Source organism: Dietzia sp. DQ11-44, from assembly GCF_014145205.1.
Taxonomy (GTDB): domain Bacteria; phylum Actinomycetota; class Actinomycetes; order Mycobacteriales; family Mycobacteriaceae; genus Dietzia; species Dietzia natronolimnaea.
The window spans coordinates 1-12,947 of the sequence record NZ_JAALEC010000008.1 but is presented as its reverse complement, the minus strand read 5'-3'; the positions used below and the strand labels follow the sequence as shown (position 1 = coordinate 12,947).

12 protein-coding genes are annotated in these 12,947 nt (G+C 69.7%); 6 read left to right on the top strand and 6 right to left on the bottom strand.

What is annotated here, in order from left to right; all coding sequences use genetic code 11:
- Positions 1-189 precede the first annotated feature (189 nt).
- On the top strand, positions 190-1,158 hold the full coding sequence (locus G6018_RS00240) for a quinone oxidoreductase (protein WP_182638421.1): 969 nt from the start codon (positions 190-192) through the stop codon (positions 1,156-1,158).
- 4 nt (positions 1,159-1,162) lie between these two features.
- On the opposite strand, the gene G6018_RS00235 is transcribed toward G6018_RS00240, so the two are convergent.
- Complete coding sequence (locus G6018_RS00235; RefSeq protein WP_304812668.1) at positions 1,163-2,179, bottom strand: heme o synthase; 1,017 nt, start codon at positions 2,177-2,179, stop codon at positions 1,163-1,165.
- Between the two features lie 175 nt (positions 2,180-2,354).
- Here G6018_RS00235 and tkt point away from each other — a divergent pair, with 175 nt between their 5' ends.
- From tkt to pgl, 5 genes are all read left to right on the top strand, one after another.
- Entirely contained in the window at positions 2,355-4,466 is a 2,112-nt protein-coding gene (gene tkt / locus G6018_RS00230; protein WP_182638419.1) for a transketolase, read from the top strand.
- On the top strand, positions 4,463-5,569 hold the full coding sequence (tal, locus tag G6018_RS00225) for a transaldolase (RefSeq protein ID WP_182610301.1): 1,107 nt from the start codon (positions 4,463-4,465) through the stop codon (positions 5,567-5,569). The genes tkt and tal overlap by 4 nt, the downstream gene beginning before the upstream one ends.
- A gap of 95 nt (positions 5,570-5,664) precedes the next feature.
- Positions 5,665-7,146: a glucose-6-phosphate dehydrogenase gene (gene zwf / locus G6018_RS00220; RefSeq protein WP_187700801.1), complete on the top strand. Its 1,482-nt coding sequence runs from the start codon at positions 5,665-5,667 to the stop codon at positions 7,144-7,146.
- Positions 7,143-8,063 (top strand): glucose-6-phosphate dehydrogenase assembly protein OpcA, encoded by a 921-nt coding sequence (locus G6018_RS00215; RefSeq protein WP_311201597.1) that lies wholly within the window; start codon positions 7,143-7,145, stop codon positions 8,061-8,063. The genes zwf and G6018_RS00215 overlap by 4 nt, the downstream gene beginning before the upstream one ends.
- A 52-nt stretch (positions 8,064-8,115) precedes the next feature.
- Positions 8,116-8,838, top strand: coding sequence for a 6-phosphogluconolactonase (gene pgl / locus G6018_RS00210; protein WP_182610299.1), 723 nt, complete (start codon positions 8,116-8,118; stop codon positions 8,836-8,838).
- 159 nt (positions 8,839-8,997) lie between these two features.
- Here the strand turns inward: pgl and secG are convergent, their stop codons facing one another.
- From secG to whiA, 5 genes are all read right to left on the bottom strand, one after another.
- Positions 8,998-9,231, bottom strand: a complete 234-nt coding sequence (gene secG / locus G6018_RS00205) for a preprotein translocase subunit SecG (RefSeq protein WP_107747569.1) — start codon at positions 9,229-9,231, stop codon at positions 8,998-9,000.
- Positions 9,232-9,359: 128 nt separating this feature from the next.
- Positions 9,360-10,145 carry a triose-phosphate isomerase gene (gene tpiA, locus G6018_RS00200; protein WP_182638418.1) on the bottom strand — a complete coding sequence of 262 codons (786 nt, stop codon included), beginning with the start codon at positions 10,143-10,145 and terminating at the stop codon, positions 9,360-9,362.
- Positions 10,146-10,174: 29 nt separating this feature from the next.
- Entirely contained in the window at positions 10,175-11,395 is a 1,221-nt protein-coding gene (locus G6018_RS00195; RefSeq protein ID WP_182610297.1) for a phosphoglycerate kinase, read from the bottom strand.
- Between the two features lie 157 nt (positions 11,396-11,552).
- The gene (gene gap, locus G6018_RS00190; RefSeq protein ID WP_182610296.1) at positions 11,553-12,569 is read right to left on the bottom strand and encodes a type I glyceraldehyde-3-phosphate dehydrogenase; all 1,017 of its coding nucleotides are present in this window, start codon (positions 12,567-12,569) and stop codon (positions 11,553-11,555) included.
- Positions 12,570-12,687: 118 nt separating this feature from the next.
- A partial coding sequence (whiA, locus tag G6018_RS00185) for a DNA-binding protein WhiA (protein ID WP_182612853.1) occupies positions 12,688-12,947 on the bottom strand: 260 nt, incomplete at its 5' end.

Genomic DNA, 12,947 nt, shown 5'->3' with positions numbered 1-12,947 from the left:
TGGTGGTGACGGCGGGCCGACCGGTCGCCCGGACTCGCGGTCCCCCGGCGTACTGGGAAAGGATCTGCAGGCTCATGGGGGTACCTTATCGCCTCCGGTCTCCCCGCCTGCCCGCCGCTCCCGGGGTGCCGCCACCAGACCCGGCGATATCGGGCTGCGGGAGCGCGGGGCGTGGCGGATACTGAGTCCATGCGTGCAGTCCGGATCTCAGAACACGGTGGCCCCGACGTCCTCGAGTCCGTGGAGGTCGACTCTCCCACGCCGGGGCCCGGAGAGGTCCTCGTCCGGACCACCTCCATCGGCGTCAACTACATCGACACCTACTTCCGCGAGGGCGTCTATCAGACCGCGTTGCCGTATATCCCGGGCAGCGAGGGCGCCGGGGTCGTCGAAGCGGTGGGGGCGGGCACGCCCGACCTCGTGACCGGGGACCGGGTGGCATGGTGCCAGGCGCCCGGTTCGTACGCGCAGTACGTGGTCGCCCCGGCGGAGTCCCTGGTCACCGTCCCCGACGGGGTGTCCGACAGCGTCGCCGCGTCGATGCTCCTCCAGGGGCTCACCGCGCACTACCTCATCACCGACACCCATCGTGCGCACGGCGGGGACACGGTCCTGATCACCGCGGGCGCCGGAGGGGTGGGGCAGCTCCTCATACAGATGGCGGTCGCCCGTGGATACCGGGTCATCACCACCACCTCGACTGAGTCGAAGGCGCAGATCTGCAGGGAGCTGGGCGCGCATCAGGTCCTGCTCTATCCGGAGGCGACGCCCGAGAGGGTCCGCGAGCTGTCCGGCGGCGGGGTGGAGGTGGTGTTCGACGGAGTCGGGCGGGACACCTTCGACACCAGTCTGGCCTCGCTCGAGCGGCGCGGCACGCTGGTGTTGTTCGGTGCGGCGAGCGGACCCGTGCCACCGGTGGACCCGCAGCGGCTCAACGCGGCCGGATCGGTGTTCCTGACCCGGCCCAAGCTCGGCGACTTCATCGCGACGACCGAGGAGTACCGCGACCGTGCGGCCGAGGTGATGGAGGGGCTGGTCGACGGGTCGCTGGTCCTCGACGTCGGGGCGACCTTCGGACTCACCGACGCGGCACAGGCGCACCGTGCGTTGCAGTCCCGGCGCACCACGGGGTCGATCACGCTCGACCCCTCGAGGTGACCGATCAGAACAGGGAGAACGCCCCCGACAGGGTCTCGAGGCCGAGAACGGCGTCGATCGACAGGGCCACGAACACCGCGGCCAGGTAGTTGTTCGACAGGATGAACAGCTTGAGGGGCTTGACCTCGACACCTCGGCGCACACCGGCCTCGAGGCGGTGGGCCATGACGATGAACCACACTCCGAAGCCGATCGCGCCCGCCGCGTAGATCCACCCCGCCGCCGGGATGAGCACGAAGGTGCACAGGACCGTTGCCCAGGTGTAGAGGGTGATGCGGCGGGTGACGCCCTCCGCCGACATGACCACCGGCAACATCGGTACTCCGGCGGCCTTATAGTCCTCCTTGTACCGCATGGCCAGGGCCCAGGTGTGGGGCGGAGTCCAGAAGAAGATGATGAGGAACAGGACGATCGCCTGCCACCAGTTGCTCGGTTGACCCTCGGGTAGGTGGTCTGTGATGACCGCCCACGAGACGAGCACGGGCATACACCCGGCGGCGCCACCCCACACCACGTTCTGGGCGGTGCGGCGCTTGAGGATCATCGTGTAGACGAAGACGTAGAAGCAGATCGTCAGCAGGATGAACAGGGCGGCGAGCCAGCTCTGTGCCAGGAGCCCCAGCCACAGCATGCTGGCCGCGCCGAGCACCAGGCCGAAGACCAGCGCGGCCCGGGGGGTCACGGCGTGGCGGGCCAGGGGGCGCCGTTCGGTCCGCTTCATGACCTTGTCGATGTCGGCGTCGACGACCATGTTGAGGGTGTTGGCGCTGGCGGCGCCGAGCCAGCCACCGACCAGCGTCAGCAGCACCAGACCGAGGTGGACCTGCCCGCGGTCGGCCTGCAGCATCGCGGGGATGGCGGCCACCAGGAGCAACTCGATGACGCGCGGCTTGGTGAGGGCGATGTACGACATGACGACGTCGACTACGCGGGCGCGCCCGCTCGCCGGAGCCGGCCGCCCCGAGGACTCTGGAGGGGAGACGGACGGCCCCCCACTCCGGGTCGGGGTGGAATCGTGCACCGGAACTCCTCGCAGCAGATGTCAACGCACTACCCGGCCGATACTACGTCCCCCCTGCACGCTCCGCGAAAGAGCGGGGGCGGGGACGGTCCGACCCCGGTCGCCGGTGACCACTAAGGTGGTCCACGACATACGCGCGGATCCGCGCCGCACCCTCGACCCGGGAGAACCACAAGTGACCAGCGCGTCGGAGATCACCGAGCTCACCACCGCCCGCCACCCGTCCGACTGGACCGAACTGGACACCCGGGCGGTCGACACCGCTCGTGTCCTGGCCGCCGAGGCCGTGCAGAACTGCGGCAGCGGTCACCCGGGCACCGCCATGAGCCTGGCGCCCCTGGCCTACACGCTCTACCAGCGGGTGATGCGACATGACCCGTCGGACCCGAAGTGGGTGGGGCGTGACCGTTTCGTCCTGTCCTGCGGCCACTCCTCCCTCACCCAGTACGTCCAGCTCTACCTCGCCGGATTCGGGCTGGAGCTCGAGGATCTCAAGGCGCTGCGCACCTGGGGATCCAAGACCCCGGGTCATCCCGAGTGGAACCACACCGACGGGGTGGAGATCACCACCGGGCCGCTCGGCCAGGGGCTGGCGTCCGCGGTGGGTATGGCCATGGCCGCCCGGTACGAGCGGGGGCTGTTCGATCCGGAGGCACCCGCCGGGAAGAGCCCGTTCGACCACTTCATCTACGTCGTCGCCTCGGACGGGGACGTGCAGGAGGGCGTGACCGCCGAGGCCTGCTCGCTCGCGGGGACCCAGCAGCTCGGGAACCTCATCGCGGTCTACGACGACAACAAGATCTCGATCGAGGACGACACCCAGATCGCCTTCACCGAGGACGTGGCCGCCCGCTACGAGGCCTACGGCTGGCACGTCCAGACCGTCGACGGGGGTGAGGACATCGAGGCCATCGAGGAGGCGATCGCCGACGCGCGCGCCGTCACGGACAAGCCCTCGATGATCGTCCTTCGCACGGTGATCGCCTACCCCGCCCCCACCAAGATGAACACGGGGGCCTCGCACGGTTCGGCGCTCGGGCAGGCCGAGGTGGACGCGGTCAAGGAGGCGCTCGGCATGGGCGGCACCGAGCCGTTCACCGTGGACGACGAGGTGATCGCCCACACCCGCGCGGCACGCGACCGTGGCGCCCGTGTCCACGCGCAGTGGAGCGACATGTTCCACGCGTGGGCCGAGGCCAACCCCGAGGCGAAGAGCCTCTTCGACCGCCTCTACTCCGGCCAGTTGCCCGAGGGCTGGGACGCCGGGCTCCCGAGTTGGGAGGCCGACCCCAAGGGTGTCGCCACCCGCAAGGCCTCCGCCAAGGCCATCCAGGCACTCGCCGGGACCCTCCCCGAGCTGTGGGGTGGGTCGGCGGACCTGGCGGGGTCCAACAACACCCAGATCGAGGGCGCCGACTCCTTCGGCCCCCCGTCGATCTCGACCGGGATGTGGACGGCGTCCCCGTACGGGCGCAACCTGCACTTCGGCGTCCGCGAGCACGCCATGGGAGCGATCCTCAACGGGATCGCGCTGCACGGTCCCACCCGGCCCTACGGCGGGACCTTCCTCATCTTCAGCGAGTACATGCGCCCGGCCGTCCGGCTCGCGGCCCTCCAGGGCAGCAACGCCTACTACGTGTGGACCCACGACTCGATCGGTCTCGGCGAGGACGGTCCCACCCACCAGCCGGTCGAGCAGCTCGCGGCGCTGCGGGCCATCCCCGGCCTGTCCGTACTGCGGCCGGCGGACGCCAATGAGACGGCGGCGGCGTGGCGCGCGATGCTCATCGCCCTCGACGGCCCCAAGGGGCTGTGTCTGACCCGTCAGGACATCCCTGTCCTGGAGGGCACGGCCGAGTCGGCGCGCGAGGGCGTCGAGCGTGGTGGCTACGTGCTGGCCGAGGCGTCGACCGGATCCCCCGAGGTGATCCTGATGGGTACCGGTTCCGAGGTCCACCTGGCGGTCGAGGCGCGAGAGGTCCTCGAGGCCGAGGGCGTGCCGACCCGGGTGGTGTCGATGCCGTGTGTCGAGTTCTTCGACCAGCAGGATCCGGAGTACCGCGAGTCGGTCCTCCCCCGGTCGGTCCGAGCCCGGGTGAGTGTCGAGGCCGGGATCGCGATGCCGTGGTATCGCTTCCTCGGCGACGCGGGTCGGGCGGTGTCACTGGAGCACTTCGGTGCGTCCGCCCCGTACCAGACCCTGTACTCCGAGTTCGGAATCACCGGCGACGCCGTGGTCGCCGCAGCCCGCGAATCCCTCGCGGCCGTCAACGGGGAGGCATCATGACCAACGCCAATCTCGCCGCACTGAGCGCCGCCGGTGTCTCGGTCTGGCTCGACGACCTGTCCCGCCAGCTGCTCACCTCCGGTGAGCTCGAGGAGCGGATGTCCACCTACTCGGTCGTGGGGGTCACCACCAACCCCGCGATCTTCCAGGCCGCTCTGGGCGACTCGTCGGCCTACGAGTCGGCGCTCGCCGAGGCCGTCCGTGCGGACAGGGACGTCGATTCCGTCGTCCGCGCGCTCACCACCGCGGACGTACGGGACGCCTGTGCGGTCCTGGCCGACGTGTTCGAGGCCACCGACGGCGTCGACGGACGCGTCTCACTCGAGGTCGATCCCCGGCTGGCGGACGACACGGAGGGGACGGTGGCCCAGGCCGTCGAGCTCTCCGCGGTCGTCGACCGGCCCAACCTCATGATCAAGATCCCGGCGACGTCCGCCGGGCTCCCCGCCATCACGGAGGTGATCGGCCGGGGGATCGATGTCAACGTGACCCTCATCTTCTCGGCCGACCAGTACCGCGCGGTCGCGGAGGCGTACCTGGCGGGACTGGAGCGGGCTGCGGAGGCCGGTCACGACCTCTCCCGCATCCATTCCGTGGCCTCGGTGTTCGTCAGCCGACTCGACACCGAGATCGACTCCCGTCTGCCGGCGGACTCCGACCTGCGTGGCAGGGCGGGGCTGGCCAACGCGCGGCTGTGTCAGGACGTCTACGACGAGGTCTACGACACCTCCGGTCGTTTCGGTGACCTCGCCGCCCGGGGTGCCCGTCCCCAGCGGCTGCTCTGGGCGTCCACCGGCGTCAAGGACCCCGCCTACCCCGACACCATGTACGTGAGCGGCCTGGTCACCCACGGCACCGTCAACACCATGCCGTTCGCGACCATGGAGGCGTTCGCGGACCACGGCGTCCTCGAGGGGGACACCGTCCGGGGCACCGGTGGGGACTCGCGTGAGACCCTCGAGGCGCTGCGTGCGGAGGGGATCGACCTCGACGAGGTCTTCACGCTGCTCGAGCAGCAGGGCGTGAGCAAGTTCGTCAGCGCGTGGGACGACCTCATCGCCACGGTGACCTCGCGTATCGACGAGATCCCCTCGGGGTCGTGACCGACCCGGACAGTCGGCCCTCCCCGGCCGTCGGCGACCCCGTCGGCGGACCGGAGGGGTCGGCCAACCCGCTCCGCGATCCGCGGGACCGGCGGCTGCCACGGATCGCCGGCCCGTCCGGGCTCGTCATCTTCGGCGTCACCGGCGACCTGTCCAAGAAGAAGCTCATCCCCGCCGTCTACGACCTCGCGAACCGGGGTCTGCTCCCCCCGGGCTTCTCCCTCATCGGCTTCGGTCGACGCCGGTGGACCCACTCCGAGTTCGCCGAGTTCGCCCGTGAACACGCCCGGGAACGGTGCCGTACCCCGTTCCGGGAGGACGTCTGGGAACAACTGGCGGCGGGACTGCGGTTCGTCACCGGGACCTTCGACGACGACGAGGGCTTCGACCACCTGGCGGAGCAGCTGACGGCTCTGGAGGTCGACCGGGGCACGGCCGGGAACTACGCGTTCTACCTGTCCGTCCCCCCGGACGACTTCCCCACGGTCTGTCGGCACCTCGACCGGACCGGATGCACCAGGGCGGTCGACGGATCGTGGCGCCGCGTGGTGATCGAGAAGCCCTTCGGTCACGATCTGGCGAGTGCCCGCGAGCTCAACGCCGTGGTGGGTGCCGTCTTCCCCGAGGACTCGGTGTTCCGCATCGACCACTACCTGGGCAAGGAGACGGTCCAGAACATCCTCGCCCTGCGCTTCGCCAACCAGCTCTTCGAGCCGGTGTGGAACGCCAATCACGTCGACCACGTGCAGATCACCATGGCCGAGGACATCGGTCTGGGCGGCCGCGCCGGCTACTACGACGGCATCGGGGCGGCGCGCGACGTCATCCAGAACCACCTCATCCAGCTCATGGCACTGGTGGCGATGGAGGAACCCACGGACTTCTCGGCCGCCGCGCTGCGGGCGGAGAAGACCAAGGTCCTCGAGTCCACCTCACTGGCGCTGCCGATCTCCGAGACCGCGGCCCGGGGTCAGTACTCCGGTGGGTGGCAGGGGTCCGAGCAGGTCGTGGGGCTCAAGGACGAGGACGGGTACGACCCGTCCTCCACCACCGAGACCTACGCCGCGATCACCCTCGAGGTCCACAACCGACGCTGGGCCGGGGTCCCGTTCTATCTGCGCACCGGCAAACGGCTGGGCCGTCGTGTCACCGAGATCGCGGTGGTCTTCCGACGCGCGCCGCACCTGCCCTTCGACGCGACCATGACCCAGGAACTGGGTCAGAACGCCCTGGTGATCCGCGTCCAGCCGGACGAGGGCGTCACGCTGCGGTTCGGGTCCAAGGTGCCCGGGACCGCGATGGAGGTCCGCGACGTCAACATGGACTTCGCCTACGGCGAGGCGTTCACCGAGTCCTCGCCCGAGGCCTACGAGCGGTTGATCCTGGACGTGTTGCTCGGCGAGCCGTCACTCTTCCCCGTCTCGCGCGAGGTGGAGTTGAGCTGGATGTTGCTCGATCCCGTCCTCGACGAGTGGTCGGCCGGCGGCACCCCGGAGCAGTACCAGGCCGGGACGTGGGGCCCGCGTGGTGCCGACGAGATCCTGGCCCGCAGTGGCCGCGCATGGAGGCGACCGTGATCATCGACCTGCCCGACACCTCGACCCGCGAGATCTCCAAGAAGCTCGTGCAGATCCGCGAGGACGCGGGCCTGAGCACCATCGGCCGGGTGCTGACGCTGATCGTCCTCACCGACCACGTCCGCGGCAGCGAATCCGCGATCGAGGCGGCCAACGAGGCCAGCCGGGAGCACCCGTGCCGCGTGATCGTGGTGATCCGCGGCAACCGTGCCAGGGCGGACCGGCTCGACGGTCAGATCCGGGTCGGTGGCGATGCGGGGGCGGCCGAGGTCGTGGTCCTGCGGACCTCGGGGGCGATGGCGTCGCAGTCCGCCTCGTTGGTCACCCCGCTGCTCCTCCCCGACACCCCTCTCGCGGTGTGGTGGCCCAGGCATTCGCCGACACTGCTGTCCGAGGACAAGGTGGGCCGACTCGCGCGTCGCCGGATCGTGGACTCCGACGCCGAGGGCCACCCCACGGACGCACTGGCCAAGCGGGCGGCCGGATACTCCCCGGGTGACACCGATCTCGCCTGGGCCCGGGTCACGCACTGGCGTTCCCTGCTGGCGGCCACGCTGGACCGGCCGCCGTTCGAGACGATCACCGGCGCCACGGTGTGCGGCCCCGAACGGGCCGCGTCCGTGGACCTCGCCGGTGGGTGGCTCGCCTCCCGTCTCGGGATCGACGTCCATCGCGCGGTGGGGCCGAGGATGGTCGTCCTGGAGCGTGCCTCCGGATCGATCGTCATCGAGCAGGTGAGCCCCACCTCCGCGGAGCTGCGGATCACCGGTCACTCCCCCACACGGGTGACGTTGGTGAAACGGAGCGTGGCGGACTGCCTCGCCGAGGAGCTGCGCCGCATGGACACAGACGGTGTGTACGCCGACGCACTCGCGAACCACGATCGCGTGATCTACACCTCGGCCTCCGTCCGCTGAGCGGGGCCGCCCACGTACCGGACGACCGAGACCCGACACCACAGGAGGACCGATGTCCCACATCCGTCATCTCGTCCACGCCGACCCCGACGCGCTCGCCACCGCGGCCGCCCGGGACGCGGTGGAGCATCTGACCGAACGGATCGCCGCCGCCGGACGGGCGAGTCTGTCGCTGACCGGGGGCTCGGTGGGGGTCAAGACCGCCGCCGCGCTCGCCGACTCGACCGTGGAATGGGAGAAGGTCACGATCTTCTTCGGCGACGAACGCTTCGTTCCCGCCGATCACCCGGAACGCAACGACGGCCAGCTGGACGAGGCACTGCTCGACTCCCTGGGGGACCGTCCGACAGTGCATCGCTGGCCCGCGAGAACCGGGCAGGACAGCGATGTCGACTCCGCCGCCGAGCGCTTCCTCGAGTCACTGACGATCCCCGCCGGGGACGATCCGATCTTCGACGTGACCATCCTCGGGATGGGCCCGGAGGGCCACATCGACTCCATCTTCCCCCACACGCCGGCGGTCGCCGAGACGGAGCGGTTGGTCGTGGGGGTCCGCGACTGCCCCAAGCCGCCTCCGGAGCGGCTGACGTTCACCCTCCCGGCGGTTCGTCGCTCGCGGCACATCCTGGTGGTGGCCGCAGGTGAGGGCAAGGCGGAGGCGGTCGCCGAGGGAATCGGCGGGGCCTCACCGTCGGACTGGCCGGTGGCCGGCGCGGTGGGCACCGAGTCCACGACCTACCACCTCGACGTGGGCGCGGCGTCCGCACTGAACTGATCCGCGGGCACCCTGGTCACCGGGGACCCGTCTCTCGGCCACCGACAACCGGGTGTCCACGACGACGGGGTGCGCCCCTCCTCGCGGAGGTGCGCACCCCGTGTCGACGCGCCGGGCGGCGCGACGGTCAGCCGGTCAGACGGTCAGGCGGTCAGACGGTCAGCCGAACCGGACCAGGAGTCCGACGGCGACGATGGCGATGAGCCACAGGATCGCGACGACCACGGTCACGCGGTCGAGGTTGCGCTCCACGACACTGGACCCGGAGAGGCTGGACTGGACGCCACCGCCGAACAGCGAGGACAGTCCGCCCCCCTTGCCGCGGTGCAGCAGGATGAACAGCATCAACAGCAGGCTGGTGGCGACGAGGAAGATGTCCAGGGCGAGCTTCATGTGCGGATCGGGCCTTACGTCAGGTCGGGGTGGTCGGAGGACGACTGGTCCAGACTACCCGGTGAGGTCTCCAGGGCGAATCCCGGCGCGCCCGCCCGTGTCGGGGCGGCCACGCCGGGCCTGTCGACTCAGGGCAGTGGACCGCCGGCGGCGATGGCCGAGAGCTGGGCGAACTCGTCGGGCTTGAGCGAGGACCCGCCCACGAGACCACCGTCGACGTCGGGCTGCTCGAGCAGCTCGCCGATGGTGGAGGAGTTGACGCTCCCGCCGTACAGGACCCGCATCTGATCCGCGATCTCGGGTCCGGCCAGCTCGGTGAGGGCCGCGCGGATCGCGGCGCAGACCTCCTGCGCATCCGCCGCCGAGGCGGTCTTCCCCGTGCCGATGGCCCACACGGGCTCGTAGGCGATCACGGTGGAGGCCAGTTGTCCCTTGTCCAGACCCGCGAGGGATCCCTTGAGCTGCTCGACGACGAACCCCACGTGGTCGCCGGCCTCGCGGGTCTCGAGCTTCTCCCCCACGCAGACGATCGGGCTGAGGCCGTGCTTGTGGCACGCCGCGGCCTTGGCGGCGACCAGCTCGTCGGTCTCCGAATGGTATTCGCGACGCTCGGAGTGGCCGACCACGACATAGGTGCACCCCAGTTTGGCGAGCATCCCCGCCGAGATCTCACCGGTGTACGCACCGGACTCGTGGACCGACACGTCCTGCGCTCCGTAGGCGAAGCCGAGCTTGTCCCCCTCGATCACGATCTGTACACCGCGGATGTCGGTGTACGGAGGGATGAACGCCACCTCCACCTTCTCGAGGTACTTCTCGGGCAGTGCGAACGCCACCTTCTGCACGAGAGCGATCGCCTCGAGGTGGTTGAGGTTCATCTTCCAGTTTCCGGCGATGAGCGGGGTGCGTGCCATGTCGTCTCCTGTGGGTCGGCGCGTGCGGATCAGTTGTTGCTGCGTTCGAGGGCGGTGACCCCCGGGAGTTCCTTGCCCTCGAGGTACTCGAGCGACGCTCCGCCGCCGGTCGAGATGTGCGAGAAGTTCTCCTCGCCGAGCCCGAGCGTCCGGACGGCTGCCGCGGAGTCGCCGCCGCCCACCACCGAGAACGCACCGTTGCGGGTGGCCGTGATGATCGCCTCGGCGACGCCACGGGTACCGGCCGAGAACGCCTCGAACTCGAAGACGCCCATCGGGCCGTTCCAGAAGACGGTCTTGGCGGCGGACAGCTTCTCGGTGAACAGGGCCACGGACTCGGGACCGATATCGAGCCCCATCCGGCCGTCGGGAATCGCGTCGGCCGGCACCGTGGTGTGCGCCGCGTCGGCGGCGAACCCGTCGGCCGCCACGACGTCGACCGGCAGGGTGATCACGTCGCCGAACTTGTCGAGCAGGTCCTTGCAGGTGCCGATCATCTCCTCCTGGAGGAGCGAGGACCCGACGCCGTGGCCCTGTGCGGCGAGGAAGGTGAAGCACATACCGCCGCCGATGACCAGGGTGTCGACCTTGGGGGCGAGGGCCTCGATCACGGCGAGCTTGTCCGAGACCTTGGAGCCGCCGAGCACCACGGCGTAGGGGCGCTCGGCGTCCCCGGTCAGACCGGCGAGGACCTCGACCTCACTCTGGACCAGGTCACCGGCGTAGGCGGGGAGCACCTCGGCGATGTCGTAGACCGACGCCTGGGCGCGGTGGACCACCCCGAACCCGTTGGACACGAAGGCGCCGTCCTCCCCCACGAGGCTCGCCAGCTCGGCGGCCAGAGCAGCACGCTCGGCGGGGTCCTTGCTGGTCTCACGGGGGTCGAAGCGGATGTTCTCGACCAACAGCACGTCGCCGTCGGTCAGCCCGTTGGCGCGCTCACGGGCATCCGGCCCCACCACGTCGCCCGCCAGCTGCACGTAACGGCCCAGCTCGTCTCCCAGCTTCTCCGCGACGGGGGCCAACGAGAACGCGGGATCGGCCGCACCCTTCGGCCGGCCCAGGTGCGCTGTGATCACCAGTGCGGCGCCGGCGTCGAGGAGGGAGTTGAGGGTGGGCAGTGAGGCCGTGATCCGGCCGGAGTCGGTGATGGTCGATCCGTCGAGCGGGACGTTGAGGTCGCAGCGGACGAGGATCTTGCGACCTTCGACGCCGGCGTCGAGCAGGTCCTGGAGAGTGCTCACTGCCATGGGGTGGGGCTCCTGTCGGGAGGACGGTGGTGGTGTGGTGCGGGTGGTGTGGGTCGACATCGGTGGTGCGGGTGATGTACCTCGGGCCCGGCCGGGACGCTCTGGGCGTTCCCGGACCGGGCCCGGTGTGATGCAGGGTCGTCAGGCCCGAGGGCTCTTACAGCGACTTGCCGACCAGGCCGATGATGTCGGCGAGGCGGTTGGAGTAGCCCCACTCGTTGTCGTACCAGGACGCGATCTTGATCTGGCCGTCGATGGCCTTGGTCAGCGGCGCGTCGAAGATCGAGGAGTGCGGGTCGCCGACGATGTCGGAGGAGACGATGGGGTCCTCGGTGTACTTCAGGATGCCCTTCATGGGGCCCTCGGCCGCGGCCTTGATCGCGGCGTTGACCTCGTCGACGGAGGCCTTCTTCTCGAGCTCGACCGTGAGGTCGGTGAGCGAACCGGTGGGCAGCGGGACGCGCACGGCGTAACCGTCGAACTTGCCCTTGAGCTCGGGCAGGACCAAAGCGACCGCCTTGGCGGCACCGGTGGAGGTGGGCACCATGTTGATGCCGGCGGCGCGGGCGCGACGCATGTCGCTGTGGGGGGCGTCCTGCAGGTTCTGATCCTGGGTGTAGGCGTGGATCGTGGTCATGAGGCCCTTGATGATCCCGAACTCGTCGGAGAGGATCTTGGCGACCGGCGCGAGGCAGTTGGTGGTGCAGGAGGCGTTGGAGATGATCGTCTGCGAGCCGTCGTACTCGTGGTCGTTGACGCCCATGACGATGGTGATGTCCTCGTTCTTGGCCGGCGCCGAGATGATGACCTTCTTGGCGCCACCCTCGAGGTGGCCCTTGGCCTTCACGGCGTCGGTGAAGATGCCGGTGGACTCGACGACGACGTCGACACCGTAGTCACCCCACGGCACGGACGCGGGGCCCTCCTTGACCGCGAGGGCGCCGATCTTGGTCCCACCGACGGTGATCGACGAGTCGTCGAACGTGACGTCCTTGCCCAGGCGGCCGAGGATCGAGTCGTACTTGAGCAGGTGAGCGAGCATGTCGTTCGTGGTGAGGTCGTTGACGGCCACGATCTCGATATCCGTCTTGCCCTCGGCCTTCAGTGCCTCCACCGCGCGGTAGAAGTTGCGGCCGATACGTCCGAATCCGTTGATGCCTACGCGCACGGTCACGTGATGTCTCCTTATAGGTGGTGCGAGAAAAATACCCCTGAGGGCTGGGTGGTGCCCGGGGACGTGACCCAGACTACCCGCCCCATGTGGGGGCTGTGCAGGGTCCGCAGACCACGGATCAGTCTTCGTCGAGCATGTCCTCGGTCACGACGGACTCGGTGTCCGGGATACCCAGATCGGCTGCTTTGCGGTCGGCCATGGACAGCAGTCGGCGAATCCGGCCGGCCACCGCGTCCTTGGTCATGGGTGGGTCGGCGAGCTGGCCCAGTTCCTCGAGCGAGGACTGACGGTGTTGGACGCGCAGCTCACCCGCGGCCAACAGGTGGTCCGGGACGTCCTCGGCCAGGATTTCGAGCGCACGCTGGACGCGGGCGGCCG

Coding starts and splice junctions, on each gene's coding strand:
- G6018_RS00195 (WP_182610297.1), bottom strand. CDS start 11,395: ATGGCAGTGAGCACTCTCCAGGACCTGCTCGACGCCGGCGTCGAAGGT.
- tpiA (WP_182638418.1), bottom strand. CDS start 10,145: ATGGCACGCACCCCGCTCATCGCCGGAAACTGGAAGATGAACCTCAAC.
- pgl (WP_182610299.1), top strand. CDS start 8,116: ATGTCCCACATCCGTCATCTCGTCCACGCCGACCCCGACGCGCTCGCC.
- G6018_RS00240 (WP_182638421.1), top strand. CDS start 190: ATGCGTGCAGTCCGGATCTCAGAACACGGTGGCCCCGACGTCCTCGAG.
- secG (WP_107747569.1), bottom strand. CDS start 9,231: ATGAAGCTCGCCCTGGACATCTTCCTCGTCGCCACCAGCCTGCTGTTG.
- tal (WP_182610301.1), top strand. CDS start 4,463: ATGACCAACGCCAATCTCGCCGCACTGAGCGCCGCCGGTGTCTCGGTC.